Below are 20,863 nucleotides of genomic sequence, written 5' to 3' on the forward strand. Positions count from 1 at the left end.
TTACCGCCTGCATGCGCAAATACCTGACCCGGCTCAACGCGATGAAGCGTGACAACGCGCCTTGGCGGGTCGGCTCTATGGAGACTGTGCAAGACAGTTGACTCCTACAAGAGGCGTGTTGTTGCGCATCGCGGGTAGGAGCGGCTTAAGCCGCGAAGCTCGCAGCCTTGCGGTGGTCGGGATGCATGCGATTGCAGACTTGGTGTGCGAGCTTTATCGGCTTCGCGACTGAAGTCGCTCCTACAAAAGGCGTGTTATCGCTCATCGCGGGTAGGAGCGATTTAACGTCGCTCAGCCCTGCGGCGCGGCCAGCACGTACTTCAAGCCATGCATGAAACCGCGCGGTGCAACGCTGAGGTGGTCTTCATCGTTGAGCACATCCAGCTTCAGCTGCAATGCCTCGCCGCCACGGGCGCGCAGCAAACCGCTCATGCGCTGTGCATCGGCCACCATGTCGGCATCGCCGCCATGCTGCCGCGACTCGTATTCTCCAACGTACATATAGGCCCGCAGCGGCTGCTCGGCGGTCTTGCCCGCGACAGCCAGGCGGCGTTCCATCACCTGCTTGTCGAACCAGTACGACGGACTGCCAAGAATGTAGGCGCTGAACAGCTGCGGCCGCTCCAGCAGCACCTGCGTGCCCAGCAACGCGCCGTAGGAATGGCCGAGGAACATGCGCCGGCTTTCGTCGCTGCGGTAGCGCTGTGCCACGAACGGCAACACCTGCGTTTCCAGATAGGTGATGTAGTCGCCGGCGCCGCCGTGCACGGCATCGGCCGGTGAGCTGCTCGGGCCGTTGACCGTGGGTGTGTAATCACGCCGGCGGCTCTGCATGCCGCCCTCGCCCTTGGCATAGGACAAACCCACCAGGATGAAGTCATCAATCTTGCGGCCTTCGACATTCAGGCGACGCGCCATCTGCCAGACCAGGGGGAAGGCATAGTCAGCGTCGGTGACGTACAAGACCGGATAGCGCTTGTCCGGGTTGTCCGCGTAGCCGGCTGGCAAGGCGACGAACGCCTGGTAGTCGCGACCGCTGACCGGATCCGGCACATCCCACACTTCGCTGCCAAGCACTTCATACGGACTGCCCTGGCCGCGCTGCGCGGTTGCCGCAGCGGGCTTGGCGGCGGCCGCTGGTTCCGGTTCCTTCGCCGCCGGCTCTTGAGCGCCACTGCACGCGCTCAAGGCCACCATTGCCACTACCGACATCATCCATTTGCTCAAGCAGACTCTCCAGCGATCGTGATCAGTGCCCGATGATGGCATGGCGCGATACGGCCGAATGCTGGTCGGCACGCTCGGCTCCCGCGACCGCGGTGAAGCCCGCCCATTGGAAGCCAGGCGGAACGACACGGCGGTCGTGGCAACCTGCGGTGCTGTCCGCCCGCAGCAGGGTCAACGCAAAACCCGCCGCACCTGACCTTGGTCGTGGTGCGGCGTTGAACTCTGTTGGCGATCAGCCCGCCGTGGCTTTTGCGGCCTCGTCGATCAGCGCGGCCACGTCCGCCGCATGCGAAGCCAACGAGGCGTGGCTGGCATCCAGGGTCAACACGCGGCGCGCGTTCATGCGCTCGGACATGGCCTTCTGGTTTGCCGGGTGGATCATCCTGTCCTGGCTGGAAAGCTGGTACCAGCTTGGCTTGTGCTTCCACGCCGGGTCGGTGACGTTGTCGCCGAAGGTGCTGGCCAGCGGCGCTTTCTGCGTCACCGCCATCACGAAGGCCTGGTCATCCGGAAGGTCCTGGCAAAAGCTCTCATGGAACTTGTCCGGCTTCAGCCACAGGTAGCCATCGCTGTCCGGCGCCAGGTTGGGCGCGGCTTCCGGCAGGTGCTGCTGGGTGATGCCACCGGGGCTCTCGCCGGCATCCGGCGCAAAGGCGGCAATGAACACCAGTGCTTTGACGTTGCCTTGGTTGCCCATCTGGCTGAGGACCGCGCCGCCATAGGAATGCCCCACCAGCACCACCGGCCCGGGCACCTGCGCCACCATCTTGCGGGTGCGCTCTGCATCGTCGGCCAGGGAGGTCAGTGGGTTCTCCACCGCGCGGATATCGGTGTAGCCCTGTGCCCGCAGCGCAAGAATGACCTTGGCCCAGTGCGCGGCACCACCCCAGAAACCATGGACGAGTACGACAGCCGGCTTGCTCATGACGTTGATTCCTTCGACGGGAAAAAGGCCTTGCTGTGCACTCGCGGTTCGCATGGGAAGCGTGCACGGCAGGACGGGATGCACAATTTTTCAGCTGTGCCGTAAATGGCCTGTGACGGTTTTGCGACGCAAAAGGAAAACCCGGCTTGCGCCGGGTTCCGTGGTGTTGCGGTTGCTGCGTGTTACTTCGCCTTGGCCTGGTTGGCCACGGCTTCGGCCGCTTTCCTCGCCGCTTCCGGATCACCCAGGTAGCGGAACGACTGCACGGTGAGGTCGTCGTTCAATTCAAACAGCAGCGGGATGCCGGTTGGAATGTTGAGCTCAAGGATGGCTTCCTTGCTCACGTTGTTGAGGTACTTGTACAGCGCGCGCAACGAGTTGCCGTGGGCGGTGACCAGCACGGTCTTGCCGTCCTTCAACTGCGGGGCAATGGCGTCGTGCCAATACGGCAGCACGCGGTCCAGCGTGGTGGCCAGCGACTCGGTGCCCGGCAGCGCGTTGCGGTCCAGACCGGCGTAACGGCGGTCGTGGATCGGGTGGCCCGGGTCTTCCAGGTCCATCGGCGGCGGCGGGATGTCGTAGGAACGGCGCCACACCTTGACCTGCTCTTCGCCGTGCTTGGCAGCGGTCTCGGCCTTGTCCAGGCCCTGCAGGCCACCGTAGTGGCGCTCGTTCAGGCGCCAGGACTTGCTGACCGGCAGCCAATCCTGGCCCAGCTCGGCCAGCGCGCCCTGCAAGGTGTGGATGGCGCGCTTGAGCACCGAGGTGTGGGCGACGTCGAACTGCAGCCCTTCTTCCTTCATCAGCCGGCCGGCTGCCGCAGCCTCCTGACGGCCCTGCGCGGTGAGTTCCACATCCACCCAGCCGGTGAAGCGATTGTCGAGGTTCCACTGGCTCTGGCCATGGCGCAACAGCACGAGTTTGCGGGTCACTGCGGATATCTCCGGGTCGGGGGAAGGAAAGAGGCCGATTGTAGCCCGTCGCCACCGCCCTCGCCCCGCGCTCGACAATGCCCCCGGGCATGGCAGGCTAGCCCGATGCAGCCCACCGCCTCCGCCCCGCCGGCAACCGACTACGCACAACTGCGCCAGCAACAGGTGACGCTGGCCGCGCAGGTTGAACTGGCCGACACACTGACCGGCCTGCCGGCACGGATTGCCGGCATCGACAGTGGCTTCCAGGACGGGGGCCGCACCACCTTGTCCGCGGCGGTGCTGCTGGACGGCGCCACGCTTGCGCCACTGCAATCCACGCTTGCGCGGCTGCCTACCGCCCTGCCCTACATCCCGGGGCTGCTCAGCTTCCGCGAGCTGCCCGCTGCGCTGCAGGCGCTGGCAGCGCTTTCGCCGCCGCCGCAGCTGGTGTTTGTCGACGGTCACGGCATTGCGCACCCTCGCGGTCTCGGTATCGCGGCGCACCTGGGCGTGCTTACCGGGCTGCCCAGCATCGGCGTCGGCAAGAGCCGCCTGGTCGGCGATTACGACGAACCGGGCCCACAGCGCGGTGACCACTCCGCGCTGATGTTCAAGGGCCGGCAGGTGGGCTGGGTGCTGCGCAGCAAGCCGCGTTGCAAGCCCTTGTTCGTGTCACCGGGGCATCGTGTCTCGGTGGAAGCCTGCCTGCCGATGGTGCTGGATTGCCTGCGCGGCTATCGACTGCCCGAACCCACACGGCTAGCGGACCGGCTGGCCTCGCAGCGCTAGGTTCTGCCACGTTTCCCGTTGCTCCGGTGCAGCGCAGGCAGGCCCTGTTCAAGCCCTCCACGTGCACGCCGGACAAAACAATCCGTTGCCGCGCTGGTCACGACAGCCTCGCGCCGGCCGTGTCATCCTCCGCGCCAGATACCTGCCACGGAGTCCCCATGACCACCATCATCAGTCCCCGCGTGCATGACCTGGGCGGTTTCCAGGTACGCCGTGCGGTACCCACGCTGCAGGCGCGCAGCGTCGGGCCGTTCGTGTTCGTGGACCACATGGGCCCTGCCATCTTCAGCCCCGGCCAGGGCATCGATGTCCGCCCGCACCCGCATATCGGCCTGGCCACGGTGACCTTCCTGTGGGCCGGGCAGATTGGCCACCGCGACACGCTTGGCTCGGAACAGGTGATCCGCCCCGGCGACGTCAACTGGATGACCTCCGGGCGCGGCATCGCCCATTCCGAACGCACCCCGGCCGATGTCCGCAGCCACGAACAGGCCGTGCACGGCATGCAGACCTGGGTGGCCTTGCCCAAGTCCCATGAGGAAACCGACCCGGCGTTTTTCCATTTCGCCGCCGAGCAGTTGCCGCAGCAGCGCCACAACGGCGCACTGCTGCGTGTGATCGCCGGCCGCGCCTATGGCGAAGAGTCCCCGGTGAAGGTGTTCACCGACACCCTGAATGTCGCCATTGACCTGGACCCGGATGCTGAAATCGACCTGGACACCTCGCATGTCCAGCGCGCGCTCTACATCCTGGAAGGCGACGCGCAGTTGGATGGCATCGACATCCCCGCCCAGCACCTGGTCATCCCCGAACCCGGTGCCCGTGGCCGCCTGCGTGCAAAGACGCCGGTCAAGGCCATGCTGATGGGCGGCGAGCCGCTCGATGGCCCCCGCCACCTGTGGTGGAACTTCGTGTCCAGCTCCAAGGAGCGCATCGAGCAGGCCAAGGACGACTGGCAGAACGGGCGCTTCGGCACCATCCCGGGCGATGACAAGGAATTCATTCCGCTGCCGGGCTGAGCTGGACCTGCGCGGGCGTCAAACAGCGCCGCAACTCCAGCGGCGCGTATCGAATAGGTGGGGCGCCGGATCCGATGCCGGCGCCGCACGGAAGGCCGCGTTCACTGCCGCCGGTGTGTCGGCGGCATCGCGGTCGATGCGACTTGAATCCATGTGCGATACCAGTGCGTGGCAAAGCTTTCAGGTGCCTCCGCCGTCCCGGGTTCACCTTGTCTGCGGCTGATGCACTGCCTCCGGCCAGGCAGCCTGTCGCCCTTGGCTGAAAACTCCCGCGACAAATCCGCTGGCAATTTAACGTTTTCAAAACGCGCTGACGCGGCGTACTCCGCTATTTTCCCTACGCCCGTTCTGGGCTGACTGGGGAATCACGATGAACATGGGAAAGCGACTGACTGCCGAGTTTCTCGGCACCTTCTGGCTGGTGCTGGGCGGCTGCGGCAGCGCGGTGCTGGCCGCGAATTTCGGCGGTAATGGCAACCCGCTGGGTATTGGTTTTGTTGGCGTCGCACTGGCCTTCGGCCTGACCGTGCTGACCGGCGCCTATGCCTTTGGCCATATCTCCGGCGCCCACTTCAATCCGGCAGTGAGCATCGGCCTGTGGGCCGGCGGCCGTTTCGCTGCCAAGGACCTGGTGCCGTACATCCTGGCGCAGGTGCTGGGCGGCATCGTGGCGGCCTTCATCATCAAACAAATCGCGCTGGGCAACCCGAACTTCCTCATTGACGGCAGCCAGGCTGGTGCCTTCGCCAGCAACGGCTACGGCGCCCTGTCCCCCGGTGGCTATGCCGTGGCCGCGGCCTTCCTGTGCGAAGTAGTGCTGACCGCGGTGTTCCTGGTGGTGATCATGGGTGCCACCCACGGCCGTGCGCCCGCTGGCTTCGCGCCCATCGCCATTGGTCTGGCGCTGACCCTGATCCACCTGATCAGCATCCCGGTCACCAATACCTCGGTGAACCCGGCCCGTTCCACCGCCGTGGCGGTGTTCGCCGGCTCCGGCGCACTGGGCCAGCTGTGGCTGTTCTGGGTGGCACCGATCCTCGGCGCGCTGATCGGCGGCATCGCCTACAAGTGGATCGGCAACGACAAGTAAGCCCCACTTGCAGCAACCCGCAAACGGCCCCCGCAGTGGGGCCGTTTGCTTGTCCGGCAACATCAACGTCAAAAGCTTCCCTCCGGGCGCCTTCCCCGGGAACGGGGCTGCCGTCCCACCCGGGAGCAAGCAGGCAGCCCGGTATTTCTTTGCCAGCGGGGTGGATTCTGTAATAACGTCAGTGCTGGCCGGCCACGCATGGGGATGCGCTGACAGGGCGAGGGGAACATTGCCCACCGGCCAACGCTGCTGCCTTCAGAACCATCCACGACTGTCGTCGTGCCGTCCACGGCCGATGTTTTATGGGGAATGTGAAGTGAAGACTGTCCGTATTGCCACCGCTGCACTGCTGCTTGCCGCCTGGGGTACCGCCTGGGGCCAACAGGCCGACCAGTGCCCCACCCTTCCGTCCACCAGCGGCCTGCACTGGGAACAACAGACGCAGAGCGCGTTCATCGTGTGCAAGGCCACCACCGAAGATGGCCGCGCGGTCTTGAACATGATGTTGACCACGCGCGATCCCGACCTGGCATTGAACCGTGCCCTGCGCGCGGAAAAGGGCGCCTTCGCCGGTGAGTCGCTGCACTGGTACAAGCTGGACATGGGCGGCCGTGACCTGCCTGGCCTGGAGTCGCGCCGCATCACCACTGTCAAGCTGGACAAGAACCGCTTCGCCCAGATCTGGATTGATGCCGCCGACACCAGCGAGCTTGGCACCCTGCAGAGCCTGACGCAGACGCTCAACCTCAGCCCGTCCACCTTGGCCGGCGCGGACCACTGACGCCAACACCGGCGTTTGAGGCAGCAGGAAAGCAACTCGCAAGCCGCTCTGGAAGCGGCGGGCATGGTGCGGGCGTGGACGCAACGCCCGTCGCCCGCCACGCCCGGCTGCCCTCGGCGCCCTAGAACTTTCCTTCCTGGTAATCCACGAAAGCCTGCATCAGTTCCTCGCGGGTATTCATCACGAACGGCCCGTGTCGTGCGACCGGCTCACGCAGGGGCCGGCCTGCGACCAGGATCAAGCGCGCGCCACCGGCTTCTGCGGTCATCTCAAGCTGGCCTTCGTCCAACACTGCCAGCTCATGCTGCAGCACAGGGCGCGCGTCGGCACCGTCTCCCAGCACCACCCCGCCTTCAAACACATAGGCAAAGACACTGTGCCCTTCCGGCAGCGGATAGGACCAACGGCTGCCGGCTGTCAGGGCAATGTCCAGATACAGCGGGTCTGTCGCAGGCTGCACGATCGGCCCTTGAACCTCCCCCACCCGCCCGGCAATCACCTTCACTGTGACGCCTTCGGCCGGTGTGGCCAGCGGGATGCGCTCGGGCGCGAACTCCTGGTAACGCGGTGCGGTCATCTTGTCGCGCGCCGGCAGGTTCACCCACAGCTGGAACCCACGCATGCGCCCGGACTCCTGCTCGGGCATCTCCGAATGCACCAGCCCGCGCCCGGCGGTCATCCACTGCACGCTGCCCGGGGTCAGCAGACCTTCGTTGCCATGGTTGTCCTTGTGCCGCATGCGGCCGTCGAGCATGTAGGTAACCGTCTCGAAGCCCCGGTGCGGGTGGCTGGGGAAACCGGCGATGTAGTCCTCGGCGCGGTCGGTGCCGAATTCATCCAGCATCAGGAAAGGGTCCAGATCCGGCAGCGCCGGGGTGCCGATCACCCGGGTCAGGCGCACGCCCGCACCATCGGAGGTGGGCATGCCGCGCAGGGTATGCAGTACGCGGGCGGAGGGTTTGCTGCTCATGACCATTCTCCTTGCAAGGTTCAAACAACAATGGCGACCGGCGGCGTGTGCGCCAACCATTGCCGATGCAACCGATCGTTCCAGACAGGCCATCGCCGGGCCGTGAGCAAACCGCGCAGTCAGCCAGGCGACCACCGCGTCCTACTACCAAAGTCGCATCTGCTTCACCTCCCATACACGTTGACCCCCGCGCTGCATGGGTAGAACCTTGCCTGCATCTCCCTGTGAGGCGACTCGATGAAAGGTTTTTCCAAAGCCGGCTGGGCAGTGCTGTCCCTGATCGGCGCATTCTGTCTGGGCGTCGTGGCGCTGCGCCGCGGCGAACACATCAATGCTCTGTGGATCGTGGTGGCAGCGGTGTCGCTGTACCTGGTCGCCTTCCGTTACTACGGCCTGTTCATCGCCAACAAGGTGCTGGGGGTGGATCCCACCCGCGCCACGCCCGCGATCATCAACAACGATGGCTTGGACTACGTGCCCACCAACAAGCACGTGTTGTTTGGCCACCACTTCGCCGCCATCGCTGGCGCTGGCCCGCTTGTCGGCCCAGTGCTGGCCGCGCAGATGGGCTACCTGCCCGGCACGCTGTGGCTGATTGCCGGCGTGGTGCTGGCCGGTGCGGTGCAGGACTTCATGATCCTGTTCATCTCCAGCCGTCGCAATGGCCGCTCGCTGGGCGACCTGGTGCGCGAGGAAATGGGCCCGGTGCCCGGGACCATCGCGTTGTTCGGCGTCTTCATGATCATGATCATCATCCTGGCGGTGCTGGCGATGATCGTGGTGAAGGCACTGGAGGGCAGCCCGTGGGGCATGTTCACCGTCATCGCGACGATGCCCATCGCCATCCTGATGGGCGTGTACATGCGCTATATCCGCCCGGGCAAGATCGGTGAGATCTCCGTGGTCGGCCTGGTGCTGCTGATTGCCGCCATCTGGTACGGCGGCAAGGTCGCCGCCGATCCGGTGATGGGCCCGATGTTCACCTTCACCGGCGTGCAGATCACCTGGATGCTGATCGGCTACGGCTTCGTCGCCGCGGTGCTGCCGGTGTGGCTGCTGCTGGCGCCGCGTGACTACCTGTCCACCTTCCTCAAGATCGGCACCATCGTCGGCCTGGCCATCGGCATCCTGATCGTGATGCCGGAGCTGAAGATGCCGGCGCTGACCCAGTTCACCGACGGCACCGGCCCGGTGTGGAAGGGCAGCATGTTCCCGTTCCTGTTCATCACCATTGCCTGTGGTGCGGTGTCCGGTTTCCACGCACTGATCAGCTCGGGCACCACGCCCAAGCTGCTGGCCAATGAAGGCCACGCTGCCTACATCGGTTACGGCGGCATGCTGATGGAATCGTTCGTGGCCATCATGGCCATGGTGGCGGCTTCGATCATCGAGCCGGGCATCTACTTCGCCATGAACAGCCCCGCTGCAGTGATCGGCACCGACGTGGTCCACGCCGCGCAGGTGGTCACCAACTGGGGCTTTGCGATCTCACCGGAGCAGTTGACTGCAACGGCGGCTGAAATCGGCGAGCACTCCATCCTCTCGCGCGCCGGTGGCGCACCGACCCTGGCCGTGGGTATCGCGCAGATCCTGCACGCGGTGCTGCCGGGCGAAGGCATGATGGCGTTCTGGTACCACTTCGCCATCCTGTTTGAAGCGCTGTTCATCCTCACCGCGGTGGATGCCGGCACCCGTTCGGGCCGCTTCATGCTGCAGGACCTGCTGGGCAACTTCGTGCCGGCGCTGCGTCGCACCGATTCGTGGGTGGCCAGCTTCATCGCCACCGGCGGCTGCGTCGCGTTGTGGGGGTACTTCCTGTACCAGGGCGTGACCGACCCGCTGGGCGGCATCAACATGCTGTGGCCGCTGTTCGGCATCGCCAACCAGATGCTGGCCGGTGTGGCCCTGCTGCTGTGCACCGTGGTGCTGTTCAAGCTGAAGAAGGACAAGTACGCCTGGGTGCCGTTGATCCCGGCCATCTGGCTGTTGATCTGCACCACCGCTGCCGGCTTCATCAAGATCTTCTCCAGCGAGCCGAGCGTGGGCTTCATGGCCCAGGCCCACAAGTACCGTGATGCCATCGCCAACGGCAACCTGCTGGCGCCGTCCAAGAGCTTCGACCAGATGCAGCAGGTGATGGTGAACAACTACATCAACGCCGGCCTGACGGTGCTGTTCCTGTTCGTGGTGTTCGCGGTGCTGGTGTACTCGATCAAGACAATCGCCGCGGCCCGCCGCTCGCCGGTGCGTACCGACCACGAGACGCCGTATGTGGCACTCAAGCCGCACGAGATGGACGTGTAATGGGTACCGAGCTCGTCCCCGTCGGCCAGTACCAGACGTTCCGCCGCACCTGGCGGCGCCTGGTGCAGACCGCACGCCTGTGCTGCGGGGTGCCGGACTACGACAACTATGTCCGGCACATGCAGGAGAAGCATCCCGACCGTGAGGTCATGGACTACAAAACCTTCTTCCGCGAGCGCCAGGAAGCCCGCTTTGGCGGCAAGGGCGGCTTCCGCTGCTGTTGAGTGCCGAGGTTGAAACACAAAAAAGGCAGAGCCATTGGCTCCGCCTTTTTTGTTGCTGACCACCGCCTGCAGCAGCCTGGGCCGTGAAGCCAATGGATCATCCGATGGCAGCATCTTCTACCGCACGGAAATCCTGAGCTTCGCGACCAAGGTCGCTCCTACGTGAGCCTGGCGTTGTAGGAGCGGCCTGGGCCGCGAAGCCAATGGATCATCCGATGGCACCACCTTCTACCGCACGGAAATCCCGAGCTTCGCGACCAAGGTCGCTCCTACGTGAACCTGGCGTTGTAGGAGCGGCCTGGGCCGCGAGGCCAATGGATCATCCGATGACAGCATCTTCTACCGCACGAAAATCCCGAGCTTCGCGACCAAGGTCGCTCCTACGCACCGGCCATCCACTTCAGCATCAGGCCGGTGATGTAGGCCAGCACCGTGCCGGTGGCATAGCCCACCGTGCCCAGCAGCACGCCCACCGGCGCCAGGCTGGGGTGGAACGCCGCCGCCACTACCGGCGCCGACGCCGCCGCACCCACGTTGCCCTGCGAACCGATGGCCAGGAAGAACATCGGTGCCTTCAGCAGGCGGCCGACCACGTACAGCAGCAGCACGTGGGTGCCCATCCAGATCACGCCCAGCAGGAACAGCCATGGCCGCTCCAGCAGCGAGAGCAGATCCATCTGCATGCCGATGCAGGCAATGAGGAAGTACAGGAACAACGTGCCCACCTTGGACGCACCGGCCGCTTCCAGATTGCGCACCTTGGTGAAGCTCAGTGCCAGGCCCGCAAAGGTGGACAGCATCACCACCCACACGAACTGGTTGTCCAGCGACGCCTGCTTGGCAAAGCTCAGGTTCTGCGCGCACCAGCTGGCCAGCGGCGCGGCCAGTGCATGGGCCGCACCGACGATGCCCAGGCCCACGCCGACGATGATCATCAGGTCGGTCAGGGTCGGAATGCGAGCGCTCTTGGCCTCGTAATCGGCGATACGGCGCTTCATGTCGTCGATGGCCGAAGTATCGGCGCCGTTGCGTGCATCAATGCTCTGCGCGCGGCCGGCCAGCCAGATCAGTGCCGGCATCAGCAGGATGCTGGCGCACACCACGTCCACCACCGCGAACTGGCCGAAGGTGGTCGCATCGACATTGAAGGTCTCGCGCATGGCGGCCATGTTGGCGCCGCCGCCGATCCAGCTGCCGGCCAATGCCGCCATGCCGGCCCAGGTGTCCCCGGCCACCGTCGCCGGGTGGATCAGCTTCATGGCCTGGAACGACACCAGCGCGCCGAGCATGATGCCCACCGTGCCGGTGACAAACATGATCAACAGCTTCGGGCCGAGCTTGATGATGCCCTTCAGGTCAATCGACAAAGTGAGCAGCACCAGCGCCGCCGGCAGCAGCACGTCGCGGGCGACGGGGTTGTAGAGCTTGGTGGTGTGGCCATCGATCAGCCCGGCGGTGTTGTAGATGGCCGGGATGAAGTAGCACAGCAGCAGCGCCGGCACCCAGCTGAAGACCTTCTTCCAGAACGGCGTGGGGCCGCTGGCCAACCAGAAGATCAAGGCCAGCGTGGCAGCGATGAGGCCCAGCCCCACGATGTCATTGGTGATGATTGCGGGGGTGTTTTCGGTCGGCATAAGGCCTGTTCCTGTCGATCGAAGGGAAATGAAAACGCCACGTGGGTGACGTGGCGTGGGGAGGCAGAGCCTAGCACGGTGCGGGGATTGATGAGGCGGTGGTTTGTGCTTTGTGCTTTCCCCCTCTCCCCAACCCCTCTCCCGCCAGGGGAGAGGGGCTTTGATGGCGACAAGTTGAAACATTCCATGCAACTGCAGTTTTAAAGCCCCTCTCCCCTGGCGGGAGAGGGGTTGGGGAGAGGGGGGAAGCTACCCAGCCGCCCTAATCTCACCCCGCCCCAGCCATCGCCCGCAGCGCAATCCCAACCACATACGCCGCGCCAGTGCCCACCGCATAACCCAGCGTCCCCAGCAGCACGCCCACCGGCGCCAATGCCGGATGAAACGCCGTCGCCAGCACCGGGGCCGATGCGGGACCGCCAATGTTGCTCTGCGAGGCAATGGCGAAATAGAAGAACGGCACGCGCAGCAACTTGCCGGCAAACCACAGCAGCACGATGTGCACGCCGATCCAGATCACACCCAGCGCGAACAGCCACGGTTTCTGCAGCAGCGCCAGCAGATCCATCTGCATGCCGATGCAGGCGATCAGGAAGTACAGGAACATCGAGCCCCATTTCGACGCGCCCACGCCTTCCAGTTCACGCGCGCGGGTGAAGCTCAGGCCCAGACCAATGAATGTGGCCAGCAGCACCACCCAGACGAAAGGCTTGTCCATGCTCACCGATGAGGACCAGCCCACGTTGGCCGCGAACCAATCTGCAATCGGGCCCGCCAGGCCATGCGCCAGGGCCACGGTGCCGAACGCGACACCGCCCATCACCATCATGTCGCCCAACTGCGGAATGCGCGCGTGCTGGGCCTGGTAGCTGGCCACCCGATCACGCAGATCATCCAGCGCGGTGGTATCAGCGCCACTACGCTTGTCCATTGCCGGTGCACGCGAGGCAAAGAAGATCAGCACCGCCATCCACACATAACCCACGCCGACATCCACCACCGCAAACTGGCCAAAGGTGGTCGCGTCGACCTCGAAGATCTCCTTCATCGCCAGCATGTTGGCGCCGCCGCCAATCCAGCTGCCGGCCAGCGCAGCCATGCCGCCCCAGGTACTGCCGGCCATCGTTTCCGGGTGGATCCAGCGCATGAGCTGGAAGGCGACCAGTGCCCCCAGCATGATGCTCAGCACGGCCGCCACGTACATGGCCAGCATTTTCCAACCCAGGCCGATGATGCCCTTCAAATCAATGGACAGCGTCAGCAGCACCAGCGCGGCGGGCAGGAACACATCGCGCGCGATCGGGTTGTAGAGCTTGGTGGCTTCACCGTCGATCAAACCGAAGGTGTTGTAGATGCCGGGAATGAAGTAGCACAGCAGCAATGCCGGCACGAAACTGTAGAACTTCTTCAGCAACGGGCTGTTGCTGCTGGATGTCCAGAAAACAACACCCAAGGTGGCGGCGATGAGGCCGAACACGATGATGTCGTTGGTGATGTATGCGCCGGTTGCGGCTGCGGCCATCGTTGATCCCCTTGGCTGCCTGAAAGCAGGCGCATCGGCGCCTGCAAGAAAACACCTGCAGCAGCACCGCTCCACGACGGAAGACAGGAATAGCGCAGGACCGACCTTCTGCGGCGACTCCCTCGCCTATGCCCTGCCACTCACGACCGGGACAACCCCACCACTCCCCCAGCCCCGATCAGGGCATGGATGTACTAGATGCCGGAGACAATCGCAGCACGTTGCTGCGCGTACTCGGCCGCGCTGATCAGGCCCTTTGCCTTCAACGCTTCCAACTGCTGCAGACGGCTCTCTGTCGTACCTGCCACCGCTGGACGCGGCGAGGGCTTCGCTGCGCGGCTGACAAGCCAGACGATCCCCCCGACGCCGCCAACCAGCACCGCAAACAGAAACAACAGGATCAGCCAATGCCAGAGGCTGAAAGTCCCCATTGCAGAACCTCCGTGTAATTGTCGGCGGGAAGATAGGCGGCCCATTCGCCCAGCCCTGAAAAAAAGGAGGCGCGTCCACGACGCGCCTCCTCACTGCATTACTGGCCGATGTGCTGCTTCAGCCAGCCGTTGACCGTGTCGTGCCACTGCACGCTGTTGTGCGGCTTGAGCACCCAGTGGTTCTCGTCCGGGAAGTACAGGAACTTGGACTCGATGCCCTTGCGCTGCAGCGCGGTGAACGTGGCCAGGCCCTGCTCCACCGGGATGCGGTAGTCGAGCTGGCCCTGCACCACCAGCATCGGCTTGGTCCAGTTGCTGACGTGGTTGACCGGGTTGAACTTCTCGTAGTTCTGCGGAACGTCATACGGCGTGCCGCCCTGCTCCCACTCGGTGAACCACAGTTCTTCGGTGGCATAACCCATGGCGCGCTGGTCGAACACACCGTCGTGGTTCACCAGGCACTTCCACGGCTCGTTCCAGTTGCCGGCGATCCAGTTGACCATGAAGCCGCCATAGCTGGCGCCGAGCGCACAGGCCTTGTCGCCGTTGAGGAAGCTGTACTGCTGCTGCGCCGCGGCCCAGCCCTTCTGCAGGTCTTCCAGCGGGCGGTCGCCCCAGTGCTGGCTGATCGCATCAGTGAAGGCCTGGCCGTAGCCGGTGGAACCGTGGAAGTCGATCATCACCACCGCGTAGCCCTGGCCGGCATAGGTCTGCGGGTTCCAGCGGTAGCTCCAGCCGTTGCCGAAGCTGCCCTGCGGGCCGCCGTGGATCAGGAACGCCACCGGGTACTTCTTGCCTTCCTGGTAGTTGTGCGGCTTGACCACATAACCGTGCACGGTCTCGTCGTTCCAGCCCTTGAACGAGAACTGCTCGAAGTCACCGAAGTTCACGCCGTCCAGCATTTCCCCGGCGCTCTGGGTGATGGCACGCTGCGGGGCGCCGGCGGTGGTGGTGCTGGTGAACACCTGGTCGCCGCTCTTGAGCGAGTTGCGGCTGAAGGCCAGGGTATCGCCGGCGATGTCGAAGGACGAAATGCTGCCCTCGCCCACCACCTTGCTGACCGAGCCGTCGGCCACCTTTACTGCAAACAGCGGGTGCTCGCCCATGTCCTGGGCAGTGGTGTAGATGGTGCTGCCATCGGCGGACAAGGTGATGCCGTCGGCCGAGCGGTCCCACTGCGCGGCAATCTCGTTGACCTTGCCGCTGGCCAGGTCCATCGCCATCAGGCCGAAGCGGTCGGCCTCGAAGCCCGGGCGCTTCATCGCGCGGTAGAACAGGGTCTTGCCGTCGGCACTGAACACCGGGCCGGCATCCCAGGCCGGGTTGCCGGCGGTCAGATTGACCGGCGCCTTCTTACCGGCGGCGTCGAGCTTGTACAGATCAAAATTGGTCGACCACGGCTCCTGGTTGCCCTGCACGCGGATGCTGGCCACCACCGAGGTGCCGTCCGGCGACCAGGCGAAATCCTCATTGCCGCCGAACGGCTTGGACGGCGCATCACCGGCCAGCGTCGCGCTGATGGCCGACGCGCCCTTCACTGCGGCTGCGCCTGCTGCCGGCAACGGCGCCACGAACAGCGTGTTGCGGCGGCCGTCGGCCCAGGTATCCCAATGACGCACGAACATGCTGTCGAACACCTGGCCGCTGGTCTTGCTGGCCTTCTCGGCGTCAAGCCGCTTGCTGGTGCAGGCCAGGTCCGAGCCACAGTCCTGGAACACGCCGGCGCTGAACACCACGCGGTCGCCCTGCGGCGAGACGCGGTAGCTGTCCACATCGGTGGCGAAATCGGTCAGCTGCTGCGGCGCGCCGCCGGCCAGCGGCATCACGTACAGCTGCTGGCTGCCGTTCTTGGCGCTGAGGAAGTAGACGCGCTGCCCGTCGGCCGAAATGGACGCCGAGTTGACGTTCCAGCCTTCCGGCGTGAATTGCTGCGGCGGCCGCAGGTCGCGCGTGCGCAGATCACGGATCCACAGGCTGCTGCTGGCCTTCAGGTCGGCATCAACCACGCGCTTGGCAAACACCACCTGGCCGCCGTTGGCAGTCAGCAGCGGCGCGGACACGCGGTCCAGCTTGACCATGTCGCGGACTTCAAAACCGCGCGCATTGGCCAGTGATGGCAAGGCAGCCAACAGGCACAGCGGCAACAGGGCGTGACGGAGCTTCATGGGCATCTTCCCGGATAAAGGCAAACCGCGATGGTAGGCGTCCAGCCTGCCCCACTGCAAAGGCTTGAAGTCATGCCCGGACAACCGCCGGAAACAGCAAAGCCGCCCAAGGGCGGCTTTGCCATATAGCCCCTCTCCCTTTACGGGAGAGGGGTTGGGGAGAGGGTGCTTTGGCTTTGGCTTACGCCCAAAGCGCCAGCCAAATCAAAGTCAAAAGCTCCCCTCTTCCGCCCTTCGGGCACCTTCTCCCACAAGGGGAGAAGGGAACAATCAGCTCTTGCTCGGCGCCGCCGGCTCGCCCTTCTTGCCGATGCGATACAGCAGCAGGCCAACCAGGAACAACACGAACAGGCCCACCCAGGCCGACAGCGTCGCCCAGGTCTCGGCAAAGCCGCCCAGCGGCAGTGCCAGCACGTCGCCCTGGCCGCTGACCACGATCGGCACCGCAATGGCGATGCCCATCAAGGCTTCGCCGGTGATCAGGCCCGCGGCGAACAGCACGCCCGGGCGATGCACGCGGTCACGGCCTTCTTCGTCGTCGGCACGCAGCTTGTGGAAACGCTCGACCAGGTGGGCCAGCAGGCCGCCCAGGAAGATCGGCACCATCAGCTCCAGCGGCAGGTAGATACCAATGGCGGCCGCCAGCACCGGCACGCGGAAACGCTTGCCGGTCTTCTTCAGCCACTCGTCGATGGCAATGATCACCGCGCCGACGCCCGCGCCCAGCGCGATCATCGTCCACGGCAGTTCACCGCCGAACAGGCCACGCGCAACCGAGGCCATCAGGTTGGCCTGCGGCGCCGCCAGTGAGTTCGGGTGTTCGGCGGTCGGGGCGCCAATGCCATAGGCATGGGCCAGCAGGTTCAGCACCGGGGCCATGATCAGCGCGCAGGAGAACGCACCGATGCCCAGCATCAGCTGCTGCTTCCACGGCGTCGCGCCAACCAGGTAGCCGGCCTTGAGATCCTGCAGGTTGTCACCGCCCACGGCAGCCGCACAGCAGACCACCGCGCCGATCATGATCGCGGCCACCGCACCCAGCGGTGCACCGCCGACGCCGACCTTCTCCAGGCCGGAATCACCCAGCAGCAGCACCAGCACCACCGAGGCGAACAGGATGGTGGAGATGGTGATGCCCGAAACCGGGTTGTTGGACGAACCAATCAGGCCGGCCAGGTAGGCCGACACCGACACGAACAGGAAGCCTGCGACGATCATGATGATGGTCATCGGCACCGACACATGCCACTGGCCGACGATGGCCTGGTACAGGCCCAGCAGCGGTAGGGTGAAGGCGATCAGGGCGATCAGCATCCACTTCATCGGCAGGTCGCGCTCGGTCTCGGCCAGCGCCGGGCCACTGCTCTTGCGGGCGGCGGCAAAGCCGCTCTTGACGCCATTGAGCAGCGACTTGCGCAGCGAGAACAACGTCCAGACGCCGCCGATCAGCATGGCGCCGACGCCCAGGTAACGGATCTGCGAGCCCCAGATGGCGAAGGCCGCATCCGCTGCCGGCGCATTGGCGATGGACGCCGCCAGCTCCGGGTTGGTGCCCATGAAGAACGCCTGGTACGCCGGAATGGCGATATGCCAGGACAGGATCGAACCGGACAGCACCACGATGCCCACGTTCAGGCCAACGATGTAACCCACGCCCAGCAGCGCCGGCGACAGGTTGGTGCCGATGAAGGCGGTGACCTTGGAGCTGCCCACATAGGCTGCCTGTGCCCAGGCGTCCGGGAAGATGCGCAGGCCCGAGGCCGCGGCCAGCTTCACCAGGCCGCCGATGGCCGCCGAAATGCCGAGGATCTTCATGCCCGGGCCCGGGTTTTCACCGGCCTTGAGCACTTCCGCGGCCGCCTTGCCTTCCGGGAACGGGAGCGGATCCTCAACGATCATCGAGCGCCGCAGCGGCACCGAGAACAGCACGCCCAGCAGGCCGCCCAAACCGGCGATGCCCAGCACCCACCAGTACTTGAAGTCCGGCCAGTACCCCATGATGACCAGCGCCGGGATGGTGAAGATGACACCGGCGGCAATCGACGAGCCGGCCGAAGCGCCGGTCTGGACGATGTTGTTTTCAAGAATGGTGCCGCCACCGAGCAGACGCAGCACGCCCATCGAGACGACGGCGGCTGGAATGGCGGTGGCGATGGTAAGGCCGGCAAACAGGCCCAGGTAAGCATTGGCAGCGGACAGCACCACAGCCAGCACGATGGCAAGAACCACCGCGCGGAATGTGAGCTGCGCAGGCGCAGCGTTGTTCATGTAAAGCCCTTGGATGGCAAAAAACCGCTGCCACGCTAACGCCCGCTTAACGCCAAGTCCAGTCGGCCCGGCGCATCACCCAGGCGAGGTACGCCCGGGCGCCGGATTGTGCACAGCCGCATGCGCCAACCTCCCACTTGCCGCAGTGCCGCAGGGATCACCGGCGTCGGCCCCTATACTCGCCGGCCTGCCTTGATCTGGTTGCCGCCCATGTCCTCCGCTTCCCTTCCCGTGACCGGCACGGACGATTTCCTCGGCCACCCGAAGGGCGTGTACGTCTGTTTCTTCACCGAGATGTGGGAGCGCTTCTCCTTCTATGGCATGAAGGCGCTGCTGTTGCTGTACCTCACCAAATACCACCTGTTCGGCGACAAGGCCGGGCTGGATCTGCTGGGCGCCTATGGCGGGCTGGTGTACTGCATTCCCGTGTTCGGCGGCATGCTGGCGGACCGCTGGCTGGGCATGCGCAAGGCGGTGGTGTTCGGCGGCATCCTGCTGGTGCTGGGCCATGCCGGCATGGCCTTCGAGGGCCACCAGGCACACCGCGTCGCCGGCGAAGTCGTCCGCGATGAAGCCGCACTCGGCGTCACCTATCTTTCTCTGGCGCTGATCATCATGGGCGTGGGTTTCCTCAAGCCCAACATTTCCACCATCGTCGGCAAGCTGTACCCGGACAACGACCCGCGCCGGGATTCGGGCTTTTCGTTGTTCTATGCCGGCATCAACCTTGGCGCGCTGTTTGCCTCGCTGGTCTGTGGCTTTCTTGGTGAAGCCTATGGCTGGAAGTACGGCTTCGGTGCGGCCGGCATCGGCATGCTGGTCGGGCTGGGCATGTTCCTGTGGGGCCAGAAGTACCTGCACGGCCATGCCGAACCCGCACAACCGGCGTCGCTGCGTGAGCGCGTACTGGGCGTGCCGCGCGAGTGGCTGATCTACGCGGTGGCCGTGATCGCCATCGTGCCGGTCGCCGCTTTGATGTGGGCCGCAGCCAACGGCGCGTTCGCCCTGGGCGGCGAAATCAGCCTGGCGCTGATGCTGATGATCGTGGTGCTGGGCGGCGTGCTGCTGTGGTTTGCCTGGTTCACCGGCACCCAATGCACGCCGGAGCAACGCCAGCAGATGATCGCGCTGATGGTGCTGATCTTCATGGCGCTGGTGTTCTTCACCCTCTATGAGCAGACCTATGGCTCGTGGGTCACCTTCACCGACCGCCTGCTGACCAAGGACCTGGTGCCGGCGCTGGTGATCCGCGAAGGCACGCCGCTGCCGTGGTCAATCATCTCGCTGCTGCTGGCACCGCTGGGCTTCGTGGTGGCCGCGCGGCTGTCCGACCGCAACCCCGCATCCACGGCACCGCGCACCCTGTTCGCCGTCATCGTGATTGCCATGTTGGTGATGCTGGTGCGCGACTGCCTGGTGCTGCCGCAGACCGCCGGCTCGCTTACCTATCTGGGCGCCCTGTTCCTGGTGCTGCTGGCGCCGCTGTTTGCCGCGCTGTGGGCCTGGCTGGACAAGCGCCGGCTCGATCCTTCCAAGCCGGTCAAATCCTCCTTCGGCCTGGTGTTTGCCGCGTTGTCGTTCGTGCCGCTGGCACTGGCCGCGCAGCAGGTGGGCCTCACCGGGCAGATGGCCAGCGTGTGGTGGCTGGTGCTGGCGTACCTGATCCTGGAAATCGGCGAGATGTGCCTGTCGCCGGTGGGCTTGTCGGCAGTCACCCAATTGGCGGCACCGCGCGTGGTCAGCCTGATGATGGGCACCTGGTTCCTGGCCACCGCCTTCTCCGAAACACTCGCCGCCCTGTTCGGCAAGCTCGCCGCCATCGACGTGCCCGAAGGCGAAGTGATGAATATCGCCGAAGCCGCGGCCCGCTACGAACACCTGTTCTGGCTGCTGATGTGGATTGGCCTGGGCTGCGCGGTTCTGGCGCTTGCGGTGTCACCGCTGCTGAAACGGATGATGCACGGGGTGCGTTGAGCACCCTGCCTGCCTAACTGCCATCAAGGACGCCGTTCGTCGCGTTCGCCACTTTCCCCAATGAACCGGAGAAAGTACGGAGTCTGGTACCTCCAGCACCGCTGGCCCGATTGAAGCTCAATGTCCGCCAGGTCCACGGCTGCGTGCATTCCACTTGAATGCACCTGGCCAACCTTGTGCCTCGCAGCTCACGCGGAGTTGCCACACGCCATATGGCCCATCACAACACCGGGATACTTCACGACAGCCTTGGCGGGCTGACGTCCGCCGAGTTTCGCCAGCACCACGAACCGGATGCCTCCAACTAAGCCGAACATTGAACTACCGGAATCGGCACCGGCATGCCCTACGACAACGCAATGATTGAGAGTTTCTTCGCCAATCTGAAACTCGAAATCAACGATGGCCGTCCTTTTGTCAGTCGAGAAACAGCAAGGAGGGCCATCTTCGAGTACATCGAGCTCTTCTATAACCGAGCCCGGCTTCATTCGGCTCTCGGCACACCACACCTTTACAGACCGAGCAGCAATATCAACAGATCGGGAGTTTCCCCTGACTACCTTATCCATGGAATTCGGGGCAGTTCACTCCGCCCCTGTTTTGGACCCTTTTTTACCCTCCTTCGA

18 protein-coding genes and 1 pseudogene are annotated in these 20,863 nt (G+C 64.8%); 9 read left to right on the plus strand and 10 right to left on the minus strand.

Annotation, left to right across the window (positions count from 1 at the left end; translation table 11 throughout):
* Window positions 1-291 precede the first annotated feature (291 nt).
* From ACVOLO_RS09355 to gpmA, 3 genes are all read right to left on the minus strand, one after another.
* Window positions 292-1,197, minus strand: coding sequence for an alpha/beta hydrolase (locus ACVOLO_RS09355; RefSeq protein WP_481570045.1), 906 nt, complete (start codon window positions 1,195-1,197; stop codon window positions 292-294).
* 262 nt (window positions 1,198-1,459) lie between these two features.
* Window positions 1,460-2,152 (minus strand): alpha/beta hydrolase, encoded by a 693-nt coding sequence (locus ACVOLO_RS09360; protein WP_481569979.1) that lies wholly within the window; start codon window positions 2,150-2,152, stop codon window positions 1,460-1,462.
* Window positions 2,153-2,334: 182 nt separating this feature from the next.
* Window positions 2,335-3,084, minus strand: a complete 750-nt coding sequence (gene gpmA / locus ACVOLO_RS09365) for a 2,3-diphosphoglycerate-dependent phosphoglycerate mutase (RefSeq protein ID WP_481569980.1) — start codon at window positions 3,082-3,084, stop codon at window positions 2,335-2,337.
* On the opposite strand from gpmA, the gene nfi reads away from it, so the two are divergent.
* Window positions 3,055-3,855 (plus strand): deoxyribonuclease V, encoded by an 801-nt coding sequence (gene nfi / locus ACVOLO_RS09370; RefSeq protein ID WP_481569982.1) that lies wholly within the window; start codon window positions 3,055-3,057, stop codon window positions 3,853-3,855. The two genes, gpmA and nfi, sit on opposite strands and share 30 nt — an antisense overlap.
* 158 nt (window positions 3,856-4,013) lie before the next feature.
* Window positions 4,014-4,874, plus strand: coding sequence for a pirin family protein (locus ACVOLO_RS09375; protein ID WP_481569983.1), 861 nt, complete (start codon window positions 4,014-4,016; stop codon window positions 4,872-4,874).
* Between the two features lie 18 nt (window positions 4,875-4,892).
* On the opposite strand, the gene ACVOLO_RS09380 is transcribed toward ACVOLO_RS09375, so the two are convergent.
* Window positions 4,893-5,027, minus strand: a complete 135-nt coding sequence (locus ACVOLO_RS09380) for a hypothetical protein (protein WP_481569984.1) — start codon at window positions 5,025-5,027, stop codon at window positions 4,893-4,895.
* A 217-nt stretch (window positions 5,028-5,244) separates the two neighbouring features.
* On the opposite strand from ACVOLO_RS09380, the gene aqpZ reads away from it, so the two are divergent.
* Together aqpZ and ACVOLO_RS09390 are read left to right on the plus strand one after the other, a co-directional pair.
* Entirely contained in the window at window positions 5,245-5,964 is a 720-nt protein-coding gene (gene aqpZ, locus ACVOLO_RS09385) for an aquaporin Z (RefSeq protein ID WP_481569985.1), read from the plus strand.
* Window positions 5,965-6,280: 316 nt separating this feature from the next.
* A complete protein-coding gene (locus ACVOLO_RS09390; RefSeq protein WP_481569986.1) occupies window positions 6,281-6,745 on the plus strand; it encodes a hypothetical protein in 465 nt (154 codons plus the stop codon).
* Between the two features lie 121 nt (window positions 6,746-6,866).
* Here ACVOLO_RS09390 and ACVOLO_RS09395 read toward each other — a convergent pair whose 3' ends face one another.
* Window positions 6,867-7,715, minus strand: a complete 849-nt coding sequence (locus ACVOLO_RS09395) for a pirin family protein (RefSeq protein WP_481569987.1) — start codon at window positions 7,713-7,715, stop codon at window positions 6,867-6,869.
* 237 nt (window positions 7,716-7,952) lie between these two features.
* On the opposite strand from ACVOLO_RS09395, the gene ACVOLO_RS09400 reads away from it, so the two are divergent.
* From ACVOLO_RS09400 to ACVOLO_RS09410, 3 genes are read left to right on the plus strand one after another with little or no spacing between them, the layout of a single operon-like run.
* Window positions 7,953-10,019: a carbon starvation CstA family protein gene (locus ACVOLO_RS09400; protein WP_481569988.1), complete on the plus strand. Its 2,067-nt coding sequence runs from the start codon at window positions 7,953-7,955 to the stop codon at window positions 10,017-10,019.
* A complete protein-coding gene (locus ACVOLO_RS09405) occupies window positions 10,019-10,243 on the plus strand; it encodes a YbdD/YjiX family protein (RefSeq protein WP_481569989.1) in 225 nt (74 codons plus the stop codon). The genes ACVOLO_RS09400 and ACVOLO_RS09405 overlap by 1 nt, the downstream gene beginning before the upstream one ends.
* Window positions 10,244-10,277: 34 nt before the next feature.
* Window positions 10,278-10,409, plus strand: coding sequence for a hypothetical protein (locus tag ACVOLO_RS09410; protein ID WP_481569990.1), 132 nt, complete (start codon window positions 10,278-10,280; stop codon window positions 10,407-10,409).
* 214 nt (window positions 10,410-10,623) lie between these two features.
* Here the strand turns inward: ACVOLO_RS09410 and ACVOLO_RS09415 are convergent, their stop codons facing one another.
* From ACVOLO_RS09415 to ACVOLO_RS09435, 5 genes are all read right to left on the minus strand, one after another.
* Complete coding sequence (locus ACVOLO_RS09415) at window positions 10,624-11,877, minus strand: DUF819 family protein (protein WP_481569991.1); 1,254 nt, start codon at window positions 11,875-11,877, stop codon at window positions 10,624-10,626.
* Window positions 11,878-12,145: 268 nt separating this feature from the next.
* Complete coding sequence (locus ACVOLO_RS09420) at window positions 12,146-13,399, minus strand: DUF819 family protein (RefSeq protein WP_481569992.1); 1,254 nt, start codon at window positions 13,397-13,399, stop codon at window positions 12,146-12,148.
* 194 nt (window positions 13,400-13,593) lie between these two features.
* Entirely contained in the window at window positions 13,594-13,830 is a 237-nt protein-coding gene (locus ACVOLO_RS09425; RefSeq protein ID WP_481569993.1) for an SHOCT domain-containing protein, read from the minus strand.
* A 98-nt stretch (window positions 13,831-13,928) separates the two neighbouring features.
* Complete coding sequence (locus tag ACVOLO_RS09430) at window positions 13,929-15,995, minus strand: S9 family peptidase (protein WP_481569994.1); 2,067 nt, start codon at window positions 15,993-15,995, stop codon at window positions 13,929-13,931.
* Between the two features lie 270 nt (window positions 15,996-16,265).
* Entirely contained in the window at window positions 16,266-18,263 is a 1,998-nt protein-coding gene (locus tag ACVOLO_RS09435; RefSeq protein WP_481569996.1) for an OPT family oligopeptide transporter, read from the minus strand.
* Window positions 18,264-18,473: 210 nt separating this feature from the next.
* Between ACVOLO_RS09435 and ACVOLO_RS09440 the strand changes: the two genes are divergently transcribed.
* Together ACVOLO_RS09440 and ACVOLO_RS09445 are read left to right on the plus strand one after the other, a co-directional pair.
* Window positions 18,474-20,237, plus strand: coding sequence for a peptide MFS transporter (locus ACVOLO_RS09440; RefSeq protein WP_481569997.1), 1,764 nt, complete (start codon window positions 18,474-18,476; stop codon window positions 20,235-20,237).
* Between the two features lie 347 nt (window positions 20,238-20,584).
* A pseudogene (locus ACVOLO_RS09445) lies at window positions 20,585-20,734 on the plus strand (IS3 family transposase); the annotation flags it as partial.
* Window positions 20,735-20,863 lie beyond the last annotated feature (129 nt).

Source organism: Stenotrophomonas sp. STEN056 (genome assembly GCF_056759635.1).

Excerpts from the sequence above, each read along its gene's own strand:
- ACVOLO_RS09355 (WP_481570045.1), bottom strand. The coding sequence starts at position 1,197 with ATGGTGGCCTTGAGCGCGTGCAGTGGCGCTCAAGAGCCGGCGGCGAAG.
- ACVOLO_RS09430 (WP_481569994.1), bottom strand. The coding sequence starts at position 15,995 with ATGAAGCTCCGTCACGCCCTGTTGCCGCTGTGCCTGTTGGCTGCCTTG.
- ACVOLO_RS09380 (WP_481569984.1), bottom strand. The coding sequence starts at position 5,027 with ATGGATTCAAGTCGCATCGACCGCGATGCCGCCGACACACCGGCGGCA.
- ACVOLO_RS09425 (WP_481569993.1), bottom strand. The coding sequence starts at position 13,830 with ATGGGGACTTTCAGCCTCTGGCATTGGCTGATCCTGTTGTTTCTGTTT.
- ACVOLO_RS09440 (WP_481569997.1), top strand. The coding sequence starts at position 18,474 with ATGTCCTCCGCTTCCCTTCCCGTGACCGGCACGGACGATTTCCTCGGC.
- ACVOLO_RS09420 (WP_481569992.1), bottom strand. The coding sequence starts at position 13,399 with ATGGCCGCAGCCGCAACCGGCGCATACATCACCAACGACATCATCGTG.
- aqpZ (WP_481569985.1), top strand. The coding sequence starts at position 5,245 with ATGAACATGGGAAAGCGACTGACTGCCGAGTTTCTCGGCACCTTCTGG.
- nfi (WP_481569982.1), top strand. The coding sequence starts at position 3,055 with ATGGCGCAACAGCACGAGTTTGCGGGTCACTGCGGATATCTCCGGGTC.
- ACVOLO_RS09415 (WP_481569991.1), bottom strand. The coding sequence starts at position 11,877 with ATGCCGACCGAAAACACCCCCGCAATCATCACCAATGACATCGTGGGG.
- ACVOLO_RS09435 (WP_481569996.1), bottom strand. The coding sequence starts at position 18,263 with ATGAACAACGCTGCGCCTGCGCAGCTCACATTCCGCGCGGTGGTTCTT.
- ACVOLO_RS09395 (WP_481569987.1), bottom strand. The coding sequence starts at position 7,715 with ATGAGCAGCAAACCCTCCGCCCGCGTACTGCATACCCTGCGCGGCATG.
- ACVOLO_RS09405 (WP_481569989.1), top strand. The coding sequence starts at position 10,019 with ATGGGTACCGAGCTCGTCCCCGTCGGCCAGTACCAGACGTTCCGCCGC.
- ACVOLO_RS09375 (WP_481569983.1), top strand. The coding sequence starts at position 4,014 with ATGACCACCATCATCAGTCCCCGCGTGCATGACCTGGGCGGTTTCCAG.
- ACVOLO_RS09400 (WP_481569988.1), top strand. The coding sequence starts at position 7,953 with ATGAAAGGTTTTTCCAAAGCCGGCTGGGCAGTGCTGTCCCTGATCGGC.
- ACVOLO_RS09360 (WP_481569979.1), bottom strand. The coding sequence starts at position 2,152 with ATGAGCAAGCCGGCTGTCGTACTCGTCCATGGTTTCTGGGGTGGTGCC.